Origin of the sequence: Nonomuraea sp. NPDC050022 (genome assembly GCF_044460705.1) — a bacterium.
GTDB lineage: Bacteria > Actinomycetota > Actinomycetes > Streptosporangiales > Streptosporangiaceae > Nonomuraea.
In genome coordinates this window covers 77,137-98,016 of record NZ_JBITKE010000003.1, presented here as the reverse complement: position 1 = coordinate 98,016, position 20,880 = coordinate 77,137, and the positions used below count along the sequence as shown (strand labels likewise).

The window sequence follows — 20,880 nt, the reverse complement described above, 5'->3', positions numbered from 1 at the left end:
ACCTCGATCCTTGACTGCCTGCCGATGCGAACTAGATTCTAGTATTGAAATCTAGAAAGGACAGGCCCCGTGGTGACGGTAGTCGAGGAACGGGAGCAGGTCCGGTACGCCTGGCGCACCCTGTCGGTGGTGAGCCTGGCCAGCGTCCTCACCGGGCTCGGCGGCAGCGCGATCAACGTCGCCCTGCCCGAGATCGCCAGGAGCACCCACGCCGACGCCACGGCCGCGAGCTGGATCCTGCTCGGCTTCCAGCTGACCAACACCGTGCTCATGGTGGTCTTCGGCCGGTTGGCGGACATGTTCGGGCGGCGCATGCTCTACCTCTGCGGGCTGGGCACCTACACGCTCGCGGCGCTGCTGGCCGGGCTGTCGCCGGATGCCTGGACGATCGTCGCCCTGCGGGTGTTACAGGCCGCCGGCGCCGCCATGCTGATGACCAACAGCGCAGCCCTGGTCACGGACGCCTTCCCCCGCGCGCGGCTCGGCGAGGGGATGGGCGTCTATGTCGCCTCGTTCTCGATCGCCCAGCTCGCCGGGCCCACGCTCGGCGGCCTCCTGGCCGAGCAGCTCGGCTGGCGCTGGGTGTTCTGGTACAACGTGCCGCTCGGGCTGGCCTGCCTGGTGTGGGGCGCGATCGTGCTGCGACGGGTCGAGCCCGCCGGGCGCGATCGCGGTCTCGACCTGCCGGGCAACGTGCTCGTCCTGGTCACCCTGGGCGGGCTGCTGCTGGCGCTGTCGGAGGTGACCAGGCTCGGCTGGGGCCACCCGCTGATCCTCGCCGGGCTGGCCGCCTTCGTACTGGGGTTGCCGCTGTTCGTGATCAGGGAGCTCAGGGCCGCCCACCCGGTCGTGGACATCGGCCTGTTCCGGGATCGCGGCTTCGCCTTCGGCACGCTGGCGTCCTTCCTCAACTCCATCGCCCGCGTCGGGCTGGTGTTCCTCGTCGCGCTCTACTATCAGGCCGTGCGCGGCGACGACCCGGTGCGGGCCGGGCTGAAGGTGCTGCCGCTGGCCGCCGCGGGGATGATCGGCTCGGCGGGCTCGGGCCTGCTGCAGCGCCGGATGAGCCCGCGCACGCTCGCGGTCGCCGGGGCCGCCACGACCACCGCCGGGCTGTTACTCCTGCTCTGCACGATCTCGTCGAGCGTCCCGTACGCCACGGTCGCGCTCGCGCTGGTGCTCATCGGACTCGGCTCCGGGGTGTTCCTGCCCTCCAACACCACGGCGATCCTGGACGGCGTGCCGTCGAACCGGCTGGGCATCGTCAACGCGATGCGGCTCATGCTGCAGAACACCGGCGTGGTCGTGGGCACCGCGCTGACGCTGTCCATCATCACCGCGCCGCTGCCCGCCGCGCTGCACGACCAGGTCTTCGCCGGCACGCTCTCGCGGGTCTCCGGTCTCGCCGTCGAACAACTCGTCACCGGCTACCGGTGGGCGCTCGGGTGCACGGTCGCGATCTCGGTCCTGACCGTTTTAGCCTGTACGGCCCGGCGCAAGGCCACCTGACCGGGGCGGGTACGGTGGCCTGCGTGGTTGAACATTCCCTCGCCCAGCGGCATATCTTCCCCCGAATGGTGAGATTTGCGGACATCGACTCACTTGGGCATGTGAACAACGTCCGCTTCTTCGACTATCTGGAGGACGCCCGGCTGGGGATGCTCCACATCGATCCGTACAAGGCGGGTGACGCCCCCTTCAAAGGGCTCGTCGTCTCCCGGCACGAGATCGACTACCTGCGCCCGCTCGGCTTCCGCCCCGAGCCGGTCCGGGTGGAGACCTGGGTGACCGAGATCAGGCCGGTCCGGTTCACGCTGGAGTACGAGATCCGCGACGACGAGGAGCTGTTCGTCCGGGCCACCTCGGTGATCGTCGCCTACGACGTCGAACGTGCCGCGCCACGCCGGCTCACCTCCGACGAACTCGGCTACCTGCGGCGGTTCATGTCGGCATGAAGCGCTGGCTGATGCTCGGACTGGGGGTCAACGCGCACGCCTGCGTCACGCTGGGGCTGTTCGGGCTGCCGCTCGTCATGCCGGATATCCAGCGATATTTCGGCGTCTCGCTGCCGGTCGCCGGGGTCATCGGCAACGCTCCCGGCTTCGGCATCCTGCTGTCCCTGGTCGCCTGGGGCATGCTGGCCGACCGGCGGGGCGAGCGGCTGGTGCTCGGCGTCGGCGTCGGGCTGGCCGCCGTGCTGTTCGCCGCCCTGGCCTTCGTGACCGAGATCTGGGCGGTGGTCCCGCTGCTCGCCCTGGCCGGGGCCATGGGGTCGGCGGCCATGGTCGGCGGCGGCCGGATCGTGCTGCGCTGGTTCGAGCCGCCGGAGCGCGGCGTCGCGATGGGCCTGCGCCAGGTCTCCTACACCCTGGGCATGGCCGTGGCCGCGTTCGTCCTGCCGCCGATCGCGCGGGCCCACGGCATCTCGGGCGTGTTCATCGTCTGCGCCGGAGTCAGCTTGCTCGCCGCCGTCCTGGCCACCCTCTTCCTGGCCGAGCCGCCGCACGCGATCTCGGGCGCTCGTAAGGCACCGGCCGCCTCGCCGTACCGGCAGCCCGCGCTCTGGCGGGTGCACGCGACCAGCGCGCTGCACGTGGTGCCCCAGATCGTCGTCAGCACGTACGGCGTGGCCTGCCTGGTCGGCGTCTACGGCTGGGACGGCGTACGGGCGGGACAGCTCTTCGGCGTGGCGGCGATCGGCGGCGCGGCGGTGCGCATCGCGGTCGGCCGCTGGTCCGACCGGAGCGGCCTGCGGATGGCGCCGCTGCGGCTGCTGACGTTCGGCTCGCTGGCCGTGCTGGCCCTGCTCGTGCTGGGCGCGGTCACCGAGTCCTGGCTCGGCCCGGCCATGCTGGCGCTGGCCGCGGTGATCACCGTGGCGGGGAACGGGCTCGCCTACCTCTCGGCGGGCGAGCTCGCCGGCCCCGGATGGGCGGGACGGGTGCTGGGCACCCACAACACCATCCAGAACGTCGTGTCCCTCGGCGTCACACCGCTGGCCGGGCTGCTGATCACGGCCACGGGCTACTGGGCCGGGTTCGCGGCGGGGCTGGCGTGCGCGCTGATCTCGCTGCCCGTCATCCCCACGCGCGGCGAGCGCCACGCCACCGCGGAGCCGGAGGCGTCCCAGCCGTCGGGATGACGGACGCGACCGGTTCCAGCTGTCGGGATGACGGACGCGACCGGTTCCGCCCGTCAGGCTGACGAACGCAGCCAGACGGCGGTGTCGGGCGGCAGCAGGTCGCCGTCGAGCGGCCCGCTGGGCAGCAGGACCCCGTCGTGCGGCGGCAGCCGCACCGGCTCGGTGCCGCAGTTGAGTGCGCAGATCAAGGATCCGCGGGTGAAGAAGAGCGCGCCTTCGGGGGAGTCCAGCCACTCCAGCGTGTAGGGCAGCGATCCCACCAGCTCACGGCGGCAGGCCAGGGCCCGGCGGTAGAAGGACAGCGTCGACCCCGGATCGGCGGCCTGGGTCGCCGCGCTGAGCGCCGCGAACGCGGCCGGCTGCGGCAGCCACGGCGCCACCCCGTCGGGCGAGAACCCGTACGACGCGCCCTCGGCCGACCACGGCAGCGGCACCCGGCAGCCGTCGCGGCCGACCAGTTCGCCCTTCGACTGGCACCGTAAGTGATTGAGTCATCGCAAGCAGTTCCGATCGCTGCACGCTCGCGCTTCAAAGGGCACTCACACGCGGGCCCACACCATCCCGCCTGAAGACGGGGGGAGCACTGGCCCGCATCTCGGTAGACCACGGCATCACGCCACCAGGGGATGTCCATGGGGCGGTCATGCCCGCTATGTCGGAGAGTTCACCATGCTGTGCGCCGCGTAGACCAGGTAGTCCCAGAGCTTGGTCTCCTGCTCCTGCGGCAACTCCAGCGACTCGACCGCGTCACGCATGTGCCGCAGCCAGGCGTCGCGCTCGGCCTCGCCGATGACGAACGGGTTGTGCCGCATCCGCAGCCGCGGGTGCCCGCGCTCCTGGCTGTAGGTGGTGGGGCCACCCCAGTATTGAATGAGGAACCCCCGCAACCGGTCTTCGGCCCCGGTGAGGTCTTCCTCCGGGTAGAGCGGGAGCAGCAGCGGATCCTGCGCGATCCCCTCATAGAAGCGGTGTACGAGTCGCCGGAAGGTCTCCTCGCCGCCGACGGCCTCGTAAAAGGAGGTTTCAGTCACCGTACAAGCCTATGCGGTGGCGACCATGGGGATGCCCGAGGCGTCCAGCGCGGACTTGACCTGGAGCCTGAGCTCCCGCGCGACCTGCGCCTGCTTGGACGGCATCGTCTTGGCGGAGATCCGGAACACCAGCGAGCTGTCGGACAGCTGCTCCACGCCGAACACGGAGGGCTCCTCCACGATGAGCGTCTCGCGGAAGTCGGTGTCGGCCCAGATCTCCTCGGCCACGTGCTCCAGGATCGCTCGAACGGTGGTGACGTCGGTGTTCCAGGCGACGGGGACGTCGAGGTAGGCCCGCGACCAGCCCTGCGACTCGTTGCCGATGCGGGTGATGGTGCCGTTGCGGATGTACCAGACGCGGCCGTCGGCGTCACGCAGCCTGGTGACGCGCAGGGTGACCGCCTCGACGGTGCCTACCGCGGCGCCCGAGTCGATCACGTCGCCCACGCCGTACTGGTCTTCCAGCAGCATGAACATGCCCGCGATGAAGTCCTTGACCAGCTCCTGCGCGCCGAAGCCGATCGCCACGCCGAGGATGCCGACGCTGGTCAGCAGGGGAGCGATGGGGATCGTCAGCCGGTCGAGCACGGTCAGTACGGCGGTGCCCATGATGACGATCGAGGCGATGTGCTGCAGCACCGAGCCCATCGTCTCGGCGCGTTGCTTGCGGCGCTCGTGGAGGAGGGCGTCGATGCCCTCGGTCGCGGCGCCGGTTCTGCGGAACCGGCCGGTGATCGAGCCTCCGGTGGCGGCGCGGCTGACCACCCGGGTGATCAGGCGCTTGGCGATGTTCCGCACGACGAGGGCGAGCACCAGGATCAGGATGACCGTGATGAGCGTGGCGATGAGCGGGGCGAGGAAACCTACAGGCAGCGAGGCTTGCAGGAACCCGCACAGGAACGTGTCCTTCTCACAGGCCGCACCCACATCGCTGATCATCTTCGACGGGTCCAGAGAACTCGGCGGAGGAGTGGTAGGCGTTGCCAGCAGGAACACTGGTTGGGTCCCCTTCCGGAAGCGGTTCGGTCGACGGACTTTTCGAGCGGAACGCTCAAAAAGATACCGCCGACCGAACCGGCCGCAGTCACATCACGCCGGGGAAGACGGGGACATCAGGCCCCTTGGGCCGCGGAGGGCGAGGCCTGACGCTCCGGTGACGTACGGCTCGGCTGGGACACACACCCGGAAGCATGTCCCAAGCCGTTTCCGGGAGGGGTCCCCCGAACACCCTCCAGGCGGACCTGGAGGGCATCTCCTGTGTACGGCTGGCTGGCCGTACAAGCACGAGTCCCGCGAGAAGCGGAACCGGCGGGATGGCCAGAGCCCCTGCGGTGTGCAGGAGACCCTCCGCACCGACCACCCCGCCGGCTCCGAGAAGCCGCCATGGATGCGGTGAGCCGTGGTGGCTGCGCTCCACCCGGACCACCGCGTCATCATTCCCCCACGGCGGCGAGTACGCGTGCGACCTTGGTCGCCGCACCAGCCGGGTCGTCGGCCGTATGCATGCGCTCACCCCAGGACCAGCAGTACCACCAGTCCGGAAGCTCAGCGACCGCAGTGGGCCGGCAGGTGACGCTCTCGGTCAGGCTGGTCGCGTTCGGGTTGATCACCCGGACGAACATCCGCCCGTTCTGGGTCCGAACCACTCGTGCGAGCAACCCGCGAGCGTCGAGTTCCGACACCAAACGCTCCAGGTGCCCGAAGTTGTCGTCCCCCACCTTTCGTCCCTCCCTTGAATCGTTGCTGGTGGGCCAAAGATGACTCAAGTCAACGGACTGCGCAACGCGAGGTTTCTGCTCACGGGGCGCCGGTTCTCACTCATAGGTGATAAGAAACAGTCCGCCGGAGGACGATCCTTAACCGGAACCTCCAAGAAGGCGTTTCCAACCCCTCATCAATGCGCCATAGTCATTGGTAGGCGCAGCGCGACGTTAACGCTACGCTCAGTTAGCAGTTTCGGACCGGCGGGACTTGCGTGAGAGGGGCCGGGATGTCCGGCAGGCAGCACAGAGAGACGGAGATGGCGCGGCGGATCCGGGCCAGAGGGCTCGCGACCGGGCGCACCTCCGCTCAGATCGCTGAGGAGATCCACGAACATTGTGGACCCCAGTTCGGCACGACCAGGATCAAGGGACATCGCCTCTCGCACGGCATCGCCCTGGCCGACGTCATCGAGCAGGTCAGAGCCCTGTTCGAGCGCGACGGCAAGACTCAGCCCGGCATCGGCGAAACCCTGCTGTCCGCCTACGAGAGCGGGCTCAAACGGCCCGGCCCCGAATACCTCCACTACCTCTGCACGGTCTACCGGGTCGAGCCGGGCGCGCTCGGTTACGAAGGGCCGTGCATCTGTGGCCACGGCCACCGGATGCCCGGGGTGGTCGCCGCCGACGTCAAGGAGCGGCTTCCCGCCGCGAGCCCGCAGCGCGAGCTGCTGGTGCCGCCGGAGAAGACGACGCCGGCCCCCTCCGACGAGGAGGACGAGAACATCCTGCGCCGTACGCTGCTGAACATGCTGGCCAAGGGCCCCCAGGCCGGCCAGTTCGAGGGCCCGGTGCTGGGTGCCTGCGAGGGCATCAGACGGCGGATGGACGCCATGCTGGTGTCGGCCACCGTCTCTCCCGCCATGCTCGATCAGTGGGAGGAGGCCACGCTGGCCTTCGGGCGCCAATACACCACCACCGCGCCGCTACGGCTGCTGTGCGACGTGCTGCTCGAACTCAGCTCCGTCCACAGCGCCATGTCCTGCCGCCAGCCCATCGACCTGCAGGAGCGCCTGTGCCGCATGGCCGCGCAGCTGTCCGGGCTGAGCGGCATGATCATGATCAACCTCGGCGACCACCGGCTGGCCCGCTCCTTCTTCCGCACCGGCCGCACGGCCGCCGACGAGACCGGCGACCGCGCGCTGCGCGCCTGGGTGACGGCTCGTGAGGCGCTCGTCCCGCTCTACTACGGCGACGCCCGCGAGGCGCTCAACCTGGCCAAGAAGAGCCGCGACCTGGCCGGCCAGACACCGTGCGCCGCGCAGGCGATGGCGCCGGTCGTCGAGGCCCGCGCGCTGGCGATGATCTCGGGCGTCGACAGTAAGAAGGAGGTCGTCGACCAGGCCAAACGTGCTCTGGCGCGGGCCAGGAACGCTTTCTCGCACATGAAATCGCACGAGCGTGAGGACATGGCCTTCGGTTACACCGAACGGCAGCTCTACTTCTACCAGGGCGACGTGCTCACGAAGCTCGGACAGACCCTCGAAGCCGAGGTGGTGCTCGACCAGGCACTCGACAAATATCAAGATCACATCATCGACCAGACGCTGATCAGGCTGGACCGAGCACAGTGCCGCCTGATCGAGGGGGACGTCGATGAGGCCATCGCCATGGGCAGGGCGGCGATGCGGCTGCTCGGCCCCGAATACCGCACCGATTTCATCATGCGCCCGGCTGTCGCGCTCGCACAGGCGATCAAGGCGCGCGACGCGAATCATCCCGACCTGGCCGCGTTCCTGGAGGAACTGCGTCCTTCTGAGCTGGCCACCGGGGAAGGGAGTGCATGAAGCTGAAGATCCGACGTTATCGTTGGTCTGACCTCGACACCATCCTCGCCCTGCACCAGATCTCTCTCGCTGAGGTGGGACTGGCGCCGGGCGACGGTGTTTACTACGACGACGACTTCCCCCGCATCCAGGAGCTCTACCTGGCGTGCGGCGGTGACTTCCTCGTCGGCGAGCTCGGCTCGCGGGTCGTGGCCATGGGCGGCCTGAGACCCATCGACTCGCAGACGGCCGAGGTGTGCCGGCTGCGGGTCCATCCGGGCTTCCAGCGGCGCGGGTTCGGCGCCACCATGCTGCGAGCCTTGGAGAAACGGGCGGTGGAGCTGGGATTCCACCACGTCCGCGGAGACACGACCCTCAACCAGGGGGCCGCCCTGGCGCTGTACGAGCGCCACGGCTGGCGGGAGATCGCCCGGCGGCAGGTGGGCGACCTCGTTGTCGTCTATGGCGAGAAGAGCCTGGTGCCGGAGGAGGACGACCTCCGGCGGGTCGTCGAGTCGGCCGACGCGCTCGAATCGTAGTGCCATAACCCTGTGCCTGCCCGGGCCGAAGTGCGCGGGCAGGCACACTCCGTAGTCGCGAGGTCGGTCTGGCGAGCGGATGTGACGGAAATGGTGCTCTGGAGACTCCTGCGGATAGGGATGTACGCACCCGCGGGTGAGGCTCGTTCCTCTCGGTGGTAGAGGAACATCACCGGCTGCTGCCTGTACACCGATGGCTGCTGATTGTAGTGAGATGCTTTTTGGCATGGCCGTTGTGCCCGCTCCCCGGCCCCTCCTGGGAGCCGTGCTCCTGTTGTTCGTCAGCGCCGCCTGGGGGTCGGCGTTCCCGCTGATGAAAGATCTCATCCTCCGGTTACCCGTCGAGGATCTGCTCGCCGAGCGATATCTCCTCGCGGCGCTCACCCTCCTCCTGCTCCGGCCGCGCAGCCTCCGGCGCCTGCCGCGGGGGACCTGGGTCAACGGGGTCATCCTGGGGGTCATGTTCGGCGTCGGGCAGTGCGCCCAGGCCATCGCGCTCGACAGTCTCCCGTCGGCGGTCTCGGGGTTCGCCGTCGGGTGCAACGTGGTCATCACCCCGATCCTGGCCCTGGTGGTGTTCCGGGCCAAGGTGCTCCGCCGGGTCTGGGTGGGCGTGGGACTCGCCTTGGCCGGCATGACCGTATTCACGTTGATGCGCGGCACGGAGGACCGGGAGATCTCCTTGCTCGCGCTCGGGGTGACGCTCGGTGCCGCCGCTCTCTACTCCGGCCACACACTGTTGCTCTCTCGGCTCTCGGGCGGCGAGAAGGTCTTCGACGCCTACGCGCTCACCGTCATCCAGCTCGCCACGATCGGCGCCATGGCCGGCGTGCTGGCCGTGCGCGACGGGTTCGCGGTGCCGGCCACCCTGTCCGACTGGGGGATACTCGCCCACCTGTCCGTCGTCTCGTGCGCTCTGGGCTTCCTGGCCCGCTCGTACGGCCAGGCGCATGTGCCGGCCATCCCCAGTGCCGTGCTGATGTCGTCCCAGCCACTCTGGGTGACGGCGATCGCGGTGATCTGGTTCCACGAGCAGGTGGGCCTGAGCATGATCGTGGGCGGCGGGCTGATGGCCGCGGCGATGCTGCTGGCCGTGCCCAGCAGGGGCTCGCCGCGAGAGATGGGCGACCGGGCCCTGGTCATGGTGACCAGGAGGGCCAGGAGGGTGCTGGCCGACCTGAAGATCAAGCGGGACGATCCGCTGAAGCTGGAGCGGCGCGCCGTGTCGTACCCCGCCAAGACCGCTTGTGCGCGCCCCGAGGCGTGCCCGTGGAACGACCGTTCGCACAAGGGGGCGAGGGAGCCCAGCCTCGATCGGCTGATCGAGCAGGCCACCAACATCGTCCGAGCGAAGAACCTTTCTCACGAGGGTTGTCCATCGGATGGTCTCGTCGGCCGTTGTTTGTGCGCGTTGGTCGAGGAATCTGGACAGAAGAGGTCGGTGTCAATCTCCCGCTGGTTTCGGTCCCAATAGGCCCCTAACCGCAGTCAAAAAACCAGGGGTTCTTATTGATTGACCGCTCACTTATTCGCCAGAAATCTTGATATTCGCTGAGGTGTCCGATAGTGGTGAATAAACCCAAAAGTGGAGAGGTTCATCATGAAGCGCATCGCCGTCCGCAAGCCTGGCACCGCGAGGCTTGCCGGGACCTCCAGCGTCATACATAAGGGGTGATCGAGGGGAGATCCCATCTCAGGGCTCAGGGGGCCCCGCCCGACCGATGGGAGGCAGTACACCTGCTGATGCCGGTGATCGACGGACACAGACGGCCCCTGGGCCCCTACACCATCGGATCCGCGCTGCTGCACCACCTGGTCCCCGCCGCCTTGGACAGCTCCAAGGAGCTCGTGGCGGCCCATGACATCGAGATCCGAGCAGTGGCACCCGGCCTGTGTGACCGGGTGCCCCTCCGCAGGATGGCCCTGGACGCCGGGCTGTCCGATGACGAGCGGATTCTGGTGCCCGCGCCGCGCCGCTCACTGCGGTTGGCCAACGGGATAGCGGAGTTCGTCCGCGCGGTGGTGCCGCCCGGCCGCACGCTGGCCGTGTGCAACGCCGACGCGGCCGATCCCACCGACGCCGAACTGCTCGACGTGCTGATGCGCAGGATCCCGCCGGACATCCTGACGATCATGGTCTACTCCGGCGGGCCGGAGCCTCCCGAGGAATCGCGCGATGCCGAGCAGCTGTGGGAGCTCGTCGACCGCTGCACGAGGGAGGGCTTCCTGCACGCGCTGGTCGAGCTGGGCCAGCTCGGTCTCGCGCGCACCGAGCCCGGCAGCCACCGGTGGTGGCTCTTCGCGCAGCGCACCGCGACCGCGCTCGGCGCGCTCGGCCAGACGCTCGAGGCCCGCGTGCTGTGGGAGGCTGCCCGCCGCTCCAGCCAGGATCCCGCCGTCCACTCCGCCAGCGCGTACGGCACCGCCATGCTCGACGCCCGCCACCCCGACGCCGCCCAGCGCGACCTGGGCCGGGCCACGGGCTGGATCAACCAGGCGATAGCCATCTCCAGCCTGCTGCCCGACCCCATGGAACGCGCCTTCAAACTCGGCTTCGACCGCAACGGGCTCGCGCTGATCGAGCTGCGCCAAGGCCGTCCCGAGGCCGCGCTCGCCCTGGTGGACTCGGCCCTCGACCTGGCCCGTGAGTTGGGTGAGCGGCACCCGGTGCACCGGATGGTGCTGCTGGCCAACCGCGCCCAGCTGCTGGCCTCGCTCGGGCGGGTCAAGGAGGCGCTGGAGGAGTACGGGGCGGCCGTCGCGATCGACCCGATGTTCCCCGACTACTACCTCGACCGCGGCAACCTGCTCTTCCGGCTCGGGCGGCACGGGGAGGCGCTGGCCGACTACGAGTGGGCGATGCGGGCCGGGCCGCCGCTGCCCGAGGCGTACTACAACCGGGCCGAGCTGCGCGTCGTACGCGACGACCTCGACGGCGCCCTCATCGACCTCGGCCGGGTGATCGAGCTGGACCCGGACTACCTCGACGCCTACATCAACCGGGCGGGCCTGCTGGCCATGCTGGAGCGGGACGAGGAGGCCAGGGCCGATGTGACGGCCGGGCTCGGTCAGTCGCCGGGCAACCCGTACCTGCTGGTCGTGCTGGGCCAGCTGGAGACCGCGGCCGGGCGGCTGGGCGAGGCCCGCCGGGCGCTGGACCTGGCGGTCAGCGCGGCTCCCGAGCTGGCGTCGGCCTGGGGCAACCGCGGCGTGCTGCGGTACGAGTCGGGGGACTGGGTGGGCGCGCTGGCCGACCTGACGCAGGCCATCACGCTCGAACCCCAGCAGCCGACCCTCTACGACAACCGCGCCGTGGTCCATCGCGCCCTCGGCCACCCGGCCGAGGCGTCGGCCGACGACGAGCGGGCGGCTCGTCTCCGGTCGGCCAGCATGTAAGGGCATCGGCCGGTATGCATCGGCCAGTATGGAGGACATGTCGAAGCAACGGGCGGCCAGGGCGGCGGCGGTCTACGCGGCCCTGGGCGTTCTGTGGTGGGCCACCGCCCGCATCGGATGGACGGCCGTCGGCTGTGAGGCGTGGAACTGCCTGCCTCCGGCGCTCGGCACCCTCCTGGTGATCACCGTGGGCACGTTCGCCCTGTCGGCCGTGGTGCTCAACCGGGTGGAGGTACGCCCGGGCTTCCGCGTCGCCTTTGTGACGGCCGCGATGCTGGTGGTCTTCCGGCTGGCGGGTGAGATGCTCCCGTCCTCGTCGTCCAGGTTCACCCACGTGGTGATGTCGGCGGTGGCGTTCGCGATGGCGGGTGCCGTGGCGGCCTTCGCGACGGACACGGAGATCGCCAAGAGGAGGCGGCTGCCCGTGTCGCTCGGCGTCCCGGCTCTGGTATTCGTCGCGATCGCGGTGTCCTGGTGGTGGCGCGGTCTTTGAGACGCGGGTGGCGCGGTCCTTGAGATGGGCCCGCAGGGTTTCCTGGCGACCCGCCGGGCGCGGAGTGGCACGAAGGGCGCTGGCAGAGCCCCTCCTACGGCTACGGTTGGACCCGTGGCCTTTGACGAGCTGTTGCGCGACCTCCAGGAAGGAGCCAGCGCTCAGGCGGCGGGCATCAGGCGTGGCTATGGCGGCCCGCCCGCCCGCGCGGTGAGCGTCCGCTCCGGCCTGGCCCGGCTGCGCTGCGCCTCGCTGCTCAAGCCGCTGTACGCGTGGGTGGCGGCCGCGCACATCCCCGACGCCGAGCGCTGGCGCCGCCACGCCGAGCCTGCGGTGGTCGTCTCTTCCAACGCCGACACGCTCAACCTCTGGCTCGCGGTCGGGCCCCGGGTCATCCTGGACGACATCTACCAGCGCACGGGCGTCGTCTGGGCGCCGCCCAACGGGGATCCGTCGCGCTTCGGCTCGGTCGAGGTGGCGGCCGACGAGGTCGCCACCGCCTACGCGGCGCTCGCCCAGACCGCCGCCGCCGGCGACCCGGTGGCGGGCACGGTCCTCGACTGGATGCGCCAGGTCTCGGGCCAGCAGGCGTTCGGCGCCCGCGAGGCGCTCAGCTCGCCGGAGGCCGCGATCAAGTGCGGCTGGTACGGCGCGCCGGACGAGAGCTGCCTGCGCACACATGCCGTGGCCGTGCTTCCCAGGGGCGGCACCCGGGCGACGGTCGTGGTGGGGATGACGGCGCAGCCCTACACCGACCCGGGGGAGCGGGAGGTCTACCAGGCTCGGGTGACCGAAGGGCTGCCGGTGGAGGGCGAGCACGAGAAGGTGGCGGGCGAGCTGCTGCGTGGGCTGATGCTGGCCACGCTGACGGAGCTGGGCCACCGTTACCCGTCCTGAGCCCGCTATATTTCCCTGTTCATGGTGACAATCACGGTGTTGGGCGGCTGTGGGGCATGGCCGGCGGCCGGGCAGGCGTGCAGCGGCTACCTGGTCGAGCATGACGGGTTCCGGGTGCTGATCGATCCCGGCTACGCCACCCTGCCCAGGCTGCTGATGTCGACGGCCGCCGAGGAGATCGACGCGGTGCTGGTCACGCATGGCCACCCCGACCACTGCGCCGACCTGAACCCCCTCCTCCGGGCCCGCGCCCTGGGTGACGCGCCGCCTGCCGCGCTGCCGGTGTACGCGCCGCCCGAGGCCCTCACCGCCGTGCTCGCGCTGGACAAGGCCCGCATGCTGGCCGGCAGCTTCGTGTCGTACGACCTGGCTCCCGGCAAGCCGTACGAGATCGGGCCCTTCCGCCTGGACACCTGGTCGCTCCCGCACCATGTGCCCAACGCGGGACTCCGGCTGACCGGCGGCGGCCGGGTGATCGCGTACACGGGAGACACCGGGCCCGCCCCCGAGCTGGCCGAGCTGGCCCGGGACGCCGACGTGCTGCTGGCCGAGGCGACCTATCCCGAACAGGTGCCCGACGAGGACGCGCCCTACCTGTCGAGCGCTCTCGACGCGGGTCGTACGGCGGCCCGCGCCGGTGTGGCCCGGCTGGTGCTCACCCACCTGTGGCCGGACACCCCGCCCGAGCCCGCGCTGGCGGCGGCCGCCCGGACGTATGACGGCGAGCTGGCCGTGGCCACGGGTGGCCTCACATTGGACCTCTGATCGTGCGCCAGGCTGCCGGTGGCTCTACGGGGCTGGACCTGTGACCGCGCGTCAGGCCGGTCCCGTCAGCTTGGCGATCACCTCGGCCAGTTCGGGCGGCTCGACTTCGTCCGGCAGCTCGTCGGCGGCGAACCACCGGTAGCCGAGGTAGGCCCGAGTCTCCTCGTCCGTGAGCTCACCCGGGTCCACCTCGGGGGCCTTCCCGGGGAAGCGGGCCAGGTAGAACGGCTCGGTCTTCACGTACCGCACACCGAGCCAGGTGAAGTCCCGATGGACGGGCACCCACTGATCACGTACCGCCGACCCCGGCAGGCCGGTCTCCTCGGTCAGCTCCCGGGTGGCCGCCTCCAGGGGAGTCTCGCCGGGGTCGATCCCGCCACCCGGCGGCTCCCAGATCGCCTCGCCGCTGACGTGGTCATGCCACCGCACGAGCAGTACCCGGCCCTCGGCGTCCACGCAGACCACCCGCGCGGCCGGACGGTCACTGCTGATCTGGTGGAACTCCACGCGGCCTCCTCAGGCACCTACCGTGGTCAGCGTTTCATGGAACCGTCGGCGATGGCGTCGGCGGCCTCGCCGATGGCCATGCCGACGATCTCCAGGCGGCGCACCAGCTCGCGTTGCTTCATCGCGTCGGACGTCAGCTCGCCCGAGAAGATGCGGGCGATCTCGTACTGGTACATGCGCCTGATGGACCTGCCGGTCTTCTTCGCCTCCAGCGCGTCATGGAGCACGGTCGAGGGGCGGGCGGCGAGGTCGCGGACGGCGTTCTCCAGGGCGTCGATGCCCTCGATGACCTGGTCGAGCAGCGGCGCGAAGCGGAGCTGGTCCGGCACCCGATACAGGTGCGACTCGCGCACGAAGTCGCGCAGCGAGTCCAGGACGTCGTCGATCGAGCGGGACAGGCGGTAGAGGTCCTCCCGGTCGATCGGGGTGACCAGGGCCGACTTGAGCTCCTCCACCAGGGTGCGCCGCTCCTGGTCGCCGAGGTGCTCGATCACCCGCATCTTCTCGTGCGCGCCCGTCCGGCCCACCTCCCCGCCGATCATGGCCATCGCCAGCCAGGCGCCCTCCTTGGTCGCCGCCAGCTGACCCAGCAGGGCCTCGGTGAGCGCGCTGTCCATGCGTCCCGACAGCAGCGCCTGAGCCCTTCGCAACCGCTTCATGCCGTCACCCCCCTCACCGCGTACGACGCGAGCGCGGCCACCAGCGCGCTCATCGGAAGCGTCAGCACCCAGGCGACGACGATCTTGACGGCGGCGTGCCAGCGGACCCGGCCGGCACCCTGTGCCACCCCGGCGCCGATCAGCCCGCCGGCGATGGCCTGGGTCATGCTCACCGGCATACCCAGGGCCGAGCTGCCGATCACCGCGAGGCCCGAGGCCAGTTCGGCCGTCACGCCGTGCAGGGGGCGGAAGACGATGAGCTCCCGGCCCAGCGTGCGTCCCGCCTTGGGCAGGCCGTACACGGTGCCGAACCCGAACAGCACCGCCACCAGCGAGGTGTAGGGGAGCGGCGCGTTCGAGAAGCCCCCCGCGACCATCAGGACGGCCAGCACCTTCTGGCCGTCGTTGGCCGAGTAGGCGACGGTCTGCAGCAGGAAGCCCGCCCAGTGCCAGCGTGGGAGCCCCCTGATGGTCGTCACCAGGAGCAGCAGACGGATCACCACCCAGCCCAGCAGCCCGCCCACGACAGGCGCGGCCAGGGCGAAGGCCAGCACCTGCGCGACCGACCCGGCCGAGACCGGCAGCCCCCAGCCCAGCCCGGCCCCGGTGAGGCCGCCGACGACGGCCAGAGTGAGACTGGTCGGCAGGCCCTTCGCGCTCAGCGCCATGACCACGCTCAGCGCGGCGACCACCGCGATCGACATCGCGATCTTCGCGCCCGGCCCCTGGAACGTGGCCAGCCGGGTCACGAACGTCCGCGCGACCTGATGGGTCACCAGCGGCACCAACGCCATCAGCACTACCAGGGTGAGGGTGCCGACCGCCGGACGGATCGCGGGCAGTTTGAGCCCGGTCGCCAGCAGGGCGCCGCCGTCGTTCATCCCGGACACGAACGCGAACACACAGGCGATCGCGATCAGTACGGAAGCATCCAAAGGCGGGCACTCCATCCCGTTTGGGTCGGTCTAGCGGGTGAGGCGTTCCGCATGCGCCGCCCGTCGGCCGGACGGCGATGTGGAGTCCGCCGCTGAGAGGTAGTCTGCCCAGGTCAACCCGAAGCCACCCCGTGATCTCCTGCCCGTGAGAGTGACAAGATGAGCTCTGCCGAATACATCCTGACTCTGTCCTGCCCCGACCGGCCCGGTGTCGTGGCCGCGGTATCGGGGCTGCTGGCCAGGCACGGGTGCAACATCATCGAGAGCCAGCAATTCGGGGACCGGGAGGCGCAGCGGTTCTTCATGCGGGTCCAGTTCGCGGCGCCGCTGCCCGAGGACGAGTTGCGCGCCGCCTTCGCCGCCCTGGCGCCGGAGTTCGGCATGGAGATCAAGCTGCGCGACGTGGCCAGGAAGCCGCGGGTGCTGATCATGGTCAGCAAGTTCGACCACTGCCTCAACGATCTGCTCTACCGGGTGCGTGCCAAGGCCCTGGACATCGAGATCGTCGCCGTCGCGTCCAACCACCCCGACCTGCGGCCCCTGACGCAGTCGTACGGCATCGACTACCACCACCTGCCCGTCACTCCCGAGACCAAGCCCCGGCAGGAGGCGGAGGTGCTGGCGCTGGTCGAGCACTACCAGGTGGAGCTGGTGGTGCTGGCGCGCTACATGCAGGTGCTGTCGGAGGACCTCTGCGAGAAGCTGGCGGGCCGGGCGATCAACATCCACCACTCGTTCCTGCCGTCGTTCAAGGGCGCCAGGCCCTACCACCAGGCGCACGACCGGGGCGTCAAGCTGATCGGCGCGACGGCGCACTATGTAACGTCCAACCTGGACGAGGGGCCGATCATCGAGCAGGAGGTGGCCCGGGTGAACCACAGCCACTCCCCGGCGGACCTGGTGGCGATCGGGCGGGACGTGGAGTGCGTGGCGCTGGCCAGGGCCGTCAAGTGGCACGCCGAGCAGCGGGTGCTGCTCGACGGCCACCGGACGGTCATCTTCCCCCGCTGACGCTCCCGTTCGCGGCTACAGGCCGGTGTGCCGGGCCAGGAACGTCAGCGTGTCAGCCGACAGATCGACCGACCTGCTGATCGAACGGGCGCCATGGCCCACCTCGGTCTCGTTGCGCAGCACGATCGGCCCCTCACCCGTGGAGGCGTGCTGCAGCGCCGCGCACATCTTCCACGCGTGCAGCGGGTGCACGCGCGTGTCCGACTGGAAGACCGTGAACAGCGTCGCGGGGTACGCCACGCCCTCGCGGACCTGGTGATACGGCGAATAGGCCAACAACCAGCCGAACCCGTCGGGGTCGGCGGCCGAGCCGTACTCGACGTTCCAGGTCGCCCCCAGCCCGAACTGCTCGTAACGGATCATGTCCAGCAGCGGCGCGGAGCAGGCGACGGCCGCGTACAGCTCGGGACGCTGCGTCAGCGCCGCCCCCACCAGCAGCCCGCCGTTGGAGCCGCCGGAGATCGCCAGCTGCTCGGACGTCGTCACGCCGGTCGCGATGAGGTGCTCGGCAGCGGCGTGGAAGTCGTCGAAGACGTTCTGCTTGTTGCCGAGCATGCCGGCGCGGTGCCAGTCCTCGCCTTCCTCGCCGCCGCCGCGCAGGTTGGCGATCACGTAGACGCCGCCCGCCTCCACCCAGGCGAGCACCGAGGCGGAGTAGCCGGGGGTCATGGACAGCCCGAAGCCGCCGTAGCCGTACAGGATGGTCGGGCGCGGCCCGTCGCCGTCGACCGGCGAGATGACCAGCATGCGGACGTCGGTGCCGTCCTTGGACCGGTAGACGACCTGGGACGTACGCACCGGCGGCACATCCACCACGCCCGGCGAGGCGGCCCAGAGCGTGGTCTCGCCGGTCCTGGCGTCGTAGCGCTGGATGGTCGGCGGCGTGGTGTTGTCGGTGTAGCCGAACCACGCCTCGTGGCCGCCCTCGGGGCGCTCGGCGATGCCGCCGATCGAGCCGAGGCCGGGGGCCGGCACCTCGCCGATCCGCTCGCCGGTGGCCAGGTCGTGCACCGTGATCTCGCTGATCGCGTGACGGGTCCAGCTGACCAGCATGACCGGGCGCTCGAGGTCGTCGAGGATCGCGAAGTCGGACAGCACCGCTTCGGAGTCCTCCGGGATCAGGTCGCGCCAGTTGTCGAAGCCGGGCGTCTCCGGGTCGGTGACGCAGATCCGGACGCGCGGCGCGTCGCGGTCGGTGTGGATGTACAGCCTGCCGTCGCGGCCGAACGAGAACCCTGTTTGGGCGTCCACGTCCTCCTGAACGACCTGGAGGTCGGGCCTGTCGGGCGAGGAGGCGGTCAGGTCGGCCACCCACAGGTCGTTGCGCGGCGCCGTGCCCTCACTGGCGGAGATCTGCAGCCAGCGGCCGTCACGCGAGACCGAGACGCCGTAGTAGTTGGTCATCTTCAGGCCCTCGCCGAAGATCATCACGTCGTCCTCGGTGGACGTGCCGACGCGGTGCAGGTAGACGCGGCGGTGGAACTGCGACTCGCCCTCCGGCACCTCCGTGCTCGGCAGCCGGCGTACGTAGTAGAACGCCTCGCCGCCGGGCAGCCACGCGATGGGGGAGTAGCGGCACCGGTCGATGGGGCCCTCGACACGGGCACCGGTGGCCACGTCCATGACGTAGAGGACCGACTCCTCGTTGCCGCCCACCGAGATCTGGTAGGCGAGCAGGCGGCCCTCCTTGTCCGGCTGGACGGCATCGAGCGTGGTCAGGCCCGACGGGTCGATGGCCATGGGGTCGATCAGGACCCGCTCGGTGCTGCCCTTTTCGGAGACGTAGTAGACCGCGTGCTCCTGGTCCGGCGTGCGGCGGCTGAAGAAATGGCGGTCGCCGCGCCACGCGGGCACCCCCACGGAGCCCGACCTGAGCAACTCGGCGATGCGGTCCCCGAACCGCTGCGGCTTGCTCTGCCGCTTGAACAGGTCGGCCTGCGCGAGCAGCCATCCCTGCGTCTCCGGGCTGTCGGGATCCTCAAGCCAGCGATAGGGGTCCGCGACGGGAGTGTCGTGCAAAATCTCGGCGCTTTCCTCGCGGCGTGCTGTGGGGTAGGGCTCTCGCGTCATGCCCGAACCTTACTGCCAAGCAGGGCGCGTAAAGCCCTGGTGAAGTGGGCATAAAACGTACCGTGCGTCCCTCTGGTCATTCCGGCTGGGGGTTATGGGGTGGCGGGGACCACGCGGTAAACGTCAGACTTGGTGACAGGACGGTGCCGTGGTGACCATCCGCTGGACCGTCCGGCGGAGGTCCACGTGACGGAAGCACCAGTGCCCCAGGAGGGGCCGACAGCCGGGACATGCCACGGCATGTCCCCCTTGATACCCATGCAGCAGGGAGAGGCCCGATGACGCGCCAAGTCCTGCTGCTCAACGCTACTTACGAGCCACTCACCACTCTGTCGCTGCACCGAGCCATCGTGCTCGTGCTGCGGGAGAAGGCCGACATCGTCCACCGTGACGGCGGGGGCGCGGTCCTGCGCTCCGCGACGTGCACGCTGGAGGTGCCCTCGGTGGTCCGGCTGCGCAGATATGTCCGTATTCCCTACCGGTCTCGCATCCCCCTGACCAGGGCCGCGCTCATGCGGCGCGACGATTACCGCTGTGCCTACTGCGGCCTGCGGGCCGAGACCATCGACCATGTCGTCCCCCGGTCCAGGGGCGGCCCCCACACCTGGGAGAACTGCGTCGCCTCGTGCACGCCGTGCAACCACAGGAAGGCCGACAAGTTCCTGGAGGAGCTGGGGTGGACGCTGCGCGTCGCCCCGGCGGTGCCACGGGGCGCTCACTGGCGGCTCATCGGCGCCTCGCTCGTCGGCGATCCTCAATGGGCGCCCTACCTGGAAGCGGCTGCCTGACCTTCGGGCCCGGATCCCTGGGATCCGGGCCTGAAATGTCTTTGTCGTGCTTCACGGCTCCTGGCAGGATTCCAGGGCATGTGGACCTTCACCACCGACGTCGAGGAGTACGCGAGCGCCGCCGAGGCGTTCCTGCTCGCCGACCCCGTGGGCAACACGGTGCCGCTGACGGTGCTGGCCAACGTTCGCGCCGGGATGCCCGCCGATGACGCCTCCTTCGGCTGGTGGACCACCGACGGCGAGGTCCGGGGGGCGGTCTTCCGTACGCCGCCGCATCCGATCGGCCTGGCCCGTATGCCGGTCGAGTCCATCGCGCCGCTGGTCACGGCGTGGCGGGGCGAGCTCACGGAGGTCCTGGGCCCGCTGGAGCTGACCGGCGCGCTCTCCGAGGTGCTCGGCGAGCCCCGCTCCGTGCTGTCGGAGCGCCTCTACCGCCTCGGCGCCCTGATCGTCCCCGACACGGCCGGCCACGGCCGACTGGCGGGTGTCGCCGACTTTCCCCTGCTGGTCGCCTGGTTCCAGGCGTTCGGCGAGGAGGTGGGTCTGGGCGTAGGTGGGGATCCCGTCCAGCAGGTCGAGCACCGGCTGGCCGGGCGGCAGCTGTTCATGTGGGAGGCGGACGGGGTCCCGGTATCGATGGCCGCCCTGTCGCCCGCGGCGGGCGGCGTCTGCCGCGTCGGGCCGGTGTACACGCCGCAGTCCTGCCGCAGACGGGGGTACGGCGCCGCGGTCACCGCGTTCGCCAGCCGGGTGGCGCTGGAGACGCGCTGTGAGCAGGTGGTGCTCTTCGCCGACCTGGCCAATCCGACGAGCAACGCCGTCTACCGGTCGATCGGCTACGAGCCCGTCCACGACTACGCCCAGGTGACCTTCGGCTCTCTGCCGTAGCGTGGTTTGCCGTAGTCTTGGGGGCATGCCGCGCTATGACTTTCGCTGCCGTGCCTGCGGGTCCACCTTCGAGGTGACCCGCCCGATGGCCGCCTCCGACGAGGCGGCCGCGTGCCCCGAGGGGCACGACGACACCGTCAGGTTGCTCTCCACGGTCGCGATGACCGGCGGCGCCGCCGCGCCGAGCTCGGGCGGCTGCTGCGGCGGGGGATGCTGCGGCTGACGCCCGGGTT

General features: G+C 70.1%; 22 protein-coding genes. 14 read left to right on the top strand and 8 right to left on the bottom strand.

Annotated elements, in window-relative coordinates; translation table 11 throughout:
• The first annotated feature begins 69 nt into the window (after positions 1-69).
• The 3 genes from ACIBO2_RS11930 to ACIBO2_RS11920 all read left to right on the top strand — a co-directional run bounded on the left by ACIBO2_RS11930 (position 70) and on the right by ACIBO2_RS11920 (position 3,142).
• Positions 70-1,509: an MFS transporter gene (locus ACIBO2_RS11930; RefSeq protein WP_397296760.1), complete on the top strand. Its 1,440-nt coding sequence runs from the start codon at positions 70-72 to the stop codon at positions 1,507-1,509.
• Positions 1,510-1,574: 65 nt separating this feature from the next.
• Complete coding sequence (locus tag ACIBO2_RS11925) at positions 1,575-1,955, top strand: thioesterase family protein (protein WP_357953568.1); 381 nt, start codon at positions 1,575-1,577, stop codon at positions 1,953-1,955.
• Positions 1,952-3,142, top strand: coding sequence for an MFS transporter (locus ACIBO2_RS11920; RefSeq protein ID WP_358544836.1), 1,191 nt, complete (start codon positions 1,952-1,954; stop codon positions 3,140-3,142). The genes ACIBO2_RS11925 and ACIBO2_RS11920 overlap by 4 nt, the downstream gene beginning before the upstream one ends.
• 53 nt (positions 3,143-3,195) lie before the next feature.
• Here ACIBO2_RS11920 and ACIBO2_RS11915 read toward each other — a convergent pair whose 3' ends face one another.
• The 4 genes from ACIBO2_RS11915 to ACIBO2_RS11900 form a co-directional block, all read right to left on the bottom strand.
• Entirely contained in the window at positions 3,196-3,576 is a 381-nt protein-coding gene (locus tag ACIBO2_RS11915) for a hypothetical protein (protein ID WP_358544839.1), read from the bottom strand.
• 216 nt (positions 3,577-3,792) lie between these two features.
• Positions 3,793-4,173 (bottom strand): globin, encoded by a 381-nt coding sequence (locus ACIBO2_RS11910; protein WP_357953563.1) that lies wholly within the window; start codon positions 4,171-4,173, stop codon positions 3,793-3,795.
• A gap of 9 nt (positions 4,174-4,182) precedes the next feature.
• Positions 4,183-5,112, bottom strand: coding sequence for a mechanosensitive ion channel family protein (locus ACIBO2_RS11905; protein ID WP_358544843.1), 930 nt, complete (start codon positions 5,110-5,112; stop codon positions 4,183-4,185).
• 494 nt (positions 5,113-5,606) lie between these two features.
• Positions 5,607-5,891: a hypothetical protein gene (locus tag ACIBO2_RS11900; RefSeq protein ID WP_358544845.1), complete on the bottom strand. Its 285-nt coding sequence runs from the start codon at positions 5,889-5,891 to the stop codon at positions 5,607-5,609.
• 302 nt (positions 5,892-6,193) lie between these two features.
• Between ACIBO2_RS11900 and ACIBO2_RS11895 the strand changes: the two genes are divergently transcribed.
• The 7 genes from ACIBO2_RS11895 to ACIBO2_RS11865 all read left to right on the top strand — a co-directional run bounded on the left by ACIBO2_RS11895 (position 6,194) and on the right by ACIBO2_RS11865 (position 13,789).
• Complete coding sequence (locus ACIBO2_RS11895) at positions 6,194-7,720, top strand: XRE family transcriptional regulator (RefSeq protein ID WP_397296753.1); 1,527 nt, start codon at positions 6,194-6,196, stop codon at positions 7,718-7,720.
• Positions 7,717-8,238 carry a GNAT family N-acetyltransferase gene (locus ACIBO2_RS11890; protein ID WP_358544848.1) on the top strand — a complete coding sequence of 174 codons (522 nt, stop codon included), beginning with the start codon at positions 7,717-7,719 and terminating at the stop codon, positions 8,236-8,238. Before ACIBO2_RS11895 ends, ACIBO2_RS11890 begins: the two co-directional genes overlap by 4 nt.
• A 226-nt stretch (positions 8,239-8,464) precedes the next feature.
• The gene (locus ACIBO2_RS11885) at positions 8,465-9,712 is read left to right on the top strand and encodes a DMT family transporter (RefSeq protein ID WP_397296750.1); all 1,248 of its coding nucleotides are present in this window, start codon (positions 8,465-8,467) and stop codon (positions 9,710-9,712) included.
• Between the two features lie 275 nt (positions 9,713-9,987).
• Positions 9,988-11,634, top strand: a complete 1,647-nt coding sequence (locus tag ACIBO2_RS11880; protein ID WP_397296747.1) for a tetratricopeptide repeat protein — start codon at positions 9,988-9,990, stop codon at positions 11,632-11,634.
• 37 nt (positions 11,635-11,671) lie between these two features.
• Entirely contained in the window at positions 11,672-12,127 is a 456-nt protein-coding gene (locus ACIBO2_RS11875) for a hypothetical protein (protein ID WP_397296744.1), read from the top strand.
• Positions 12,128-12,241: 114 nt separating this feature from the next.
• Positions 12,242-13,024 carry a hypothetical protein gene (locus tag ACIBO2_RS11870; RefSeq protein ID WP_358544852.1) on the top strand — a complete coding sequence of 261 codons (783 nt, stop codon included), beginning with the start codon at positions 12,242-12,244 and terminating at the stop codon, positions 13,022-13,024.
• Positions 13,025-13,045: 21 nt separating this feature from the next.
• Positions 13,046-13,789 carry an MBL fold metallo-hydrolase gene (locus ACIBO2_RS11865; RefSeq protein WP_358544853.1) on the top strand — a complete coding sequence of 248 codons (744 nt, stop codon included), beginning with the start codon at positions 13,046-13,048 and terminating at the stop codon, positions 13,787-13,789.
• Positions 13,790-13,840: 51 nt separating this feature from the next.
• Here ACIBO2_RS11865 and ACIBO2_RS11860 read toward each other — a convergent pair whose 3' ends face one another.
• The 3 genes from ACIBO2_RS11860 to ACIBO2_RS11850 are packed head-to-tail and all read right to left on the bottom strand — an operon-like array spanning position 13,841 to position 15,890.
• Positions 13,841-14,296 carry an NUDIX hydrolase gene (locus tag ACIBO2_RS11860; RefSeq protein ID WP_397296739.1) on the bottom strand — a complete coding sequence of 152 codons (456 nt, stop codon included), beginning with the start codon at positions 14,294-14,296 and terminating at the stop codon, positions 13,841-13,843.
• Positions 14,297-14,322: 26 nt separating this feature from the next.
• Positions 14,323-14,955, bottom strand: a complete 633-nt coding sequence (locus ACIBO2_RS11855) for a DUF47 family protein (RefSeq protein WP_358544856.1) — start codon at positions 14,953-14,955, stop codon at positions 14,323-14,325.
• Positions 14,952-15,890 carry an anion permease gene (locus tag ACIBO2_RS11850; protein WP_397296736.1) on the bottom strand — a complete coding sequence of 313 codons (939 nt, stop codon included), beginning with the start codon at positions 15,888-15,890 and terminating at the stop codon, positions 14,952-14,954. Before ACIBO2_RS11850 ends, ACIBO2_RS11855 begins: the two co-directional genes overlap by 4 nt.
• Positions 15,891-16,049: 159 nt before the next feature.
• Between ACIBO2_RS11850 and purU the strand changes: the two genes are divergently transcribed.
• A complete protein-coding gene (gene purU, locus ACIBO2_RS11845) occupies positions 16,050-16,901 on the top strand; it encodes a formyltetrahydrofolate deformylase (protein WP_397296733.1) in 852 nt (283 codons plus the stop codon).
• A gap of 15 nt (positions 16,902-16,916) precedes the next feature.
• Here purU and ACIBO2_RS11840 read toward each other — a convergent pair whose 3' ends face one another.
• Positions 16,917-18,971: a prolyl oligopeptidase family protein gene (locus ACIBO2_RS11840; protein WP_397296730.1), complete on the bottom strand. Its 2,055-nt coding sequence runs from the start codon at positions 18,969-18,971 to the stop codon at positions 16,917-16,919.
• Positions 18,972-19,249: 278 nt separating this feature from the next.
• Here ACIBO2_RS11840 and ACIBO2_RS11835 point away from each other — a divergent pair, with 278 nt between their 5' ends.
• From ACIBO2_RS11835 to ACIBO2_RS11825, 3 genes are all read left to right on the top strand, one after another.
• On the top strand, positions 19,250-19,759 hold the full coding sequence (locus tag ACIBO2_RS11835; RefSeq protein WP_357953539.1) for an HNH endonuclease: 510 nt from the start codon (positions 19,250-19,252) through the stop codon (positions 19,757-19,759).
• A gap of 78 nt (positions 19,760-19,837) precedes the next feature.
• A complete protein-coding gene (locus ACIBO2_RS11830) occupies positions 19,838-20,647 on the top strand; it encodes a GNAT family N-acetyltransferase (RefSeq protein ID WP_358544861.1) in 810 nt (269 codons plus the stop codon).
• Positions 20,648-20,672: 25 nt separating this feature from the next.
• Positions 20,673-20,870 (top strand): zinc ribbon domain-containing protein, encoded by a 198-nt coding sequence (locus ACIBO2_RS11825; protein ID WP_357953535.1) that lies wholly within the window; start codon positions 20,673-20,675, stop codon positions 20,868-20,870.
• Positions 20,871-20,880: the final 10 nt, after the last annotated feature.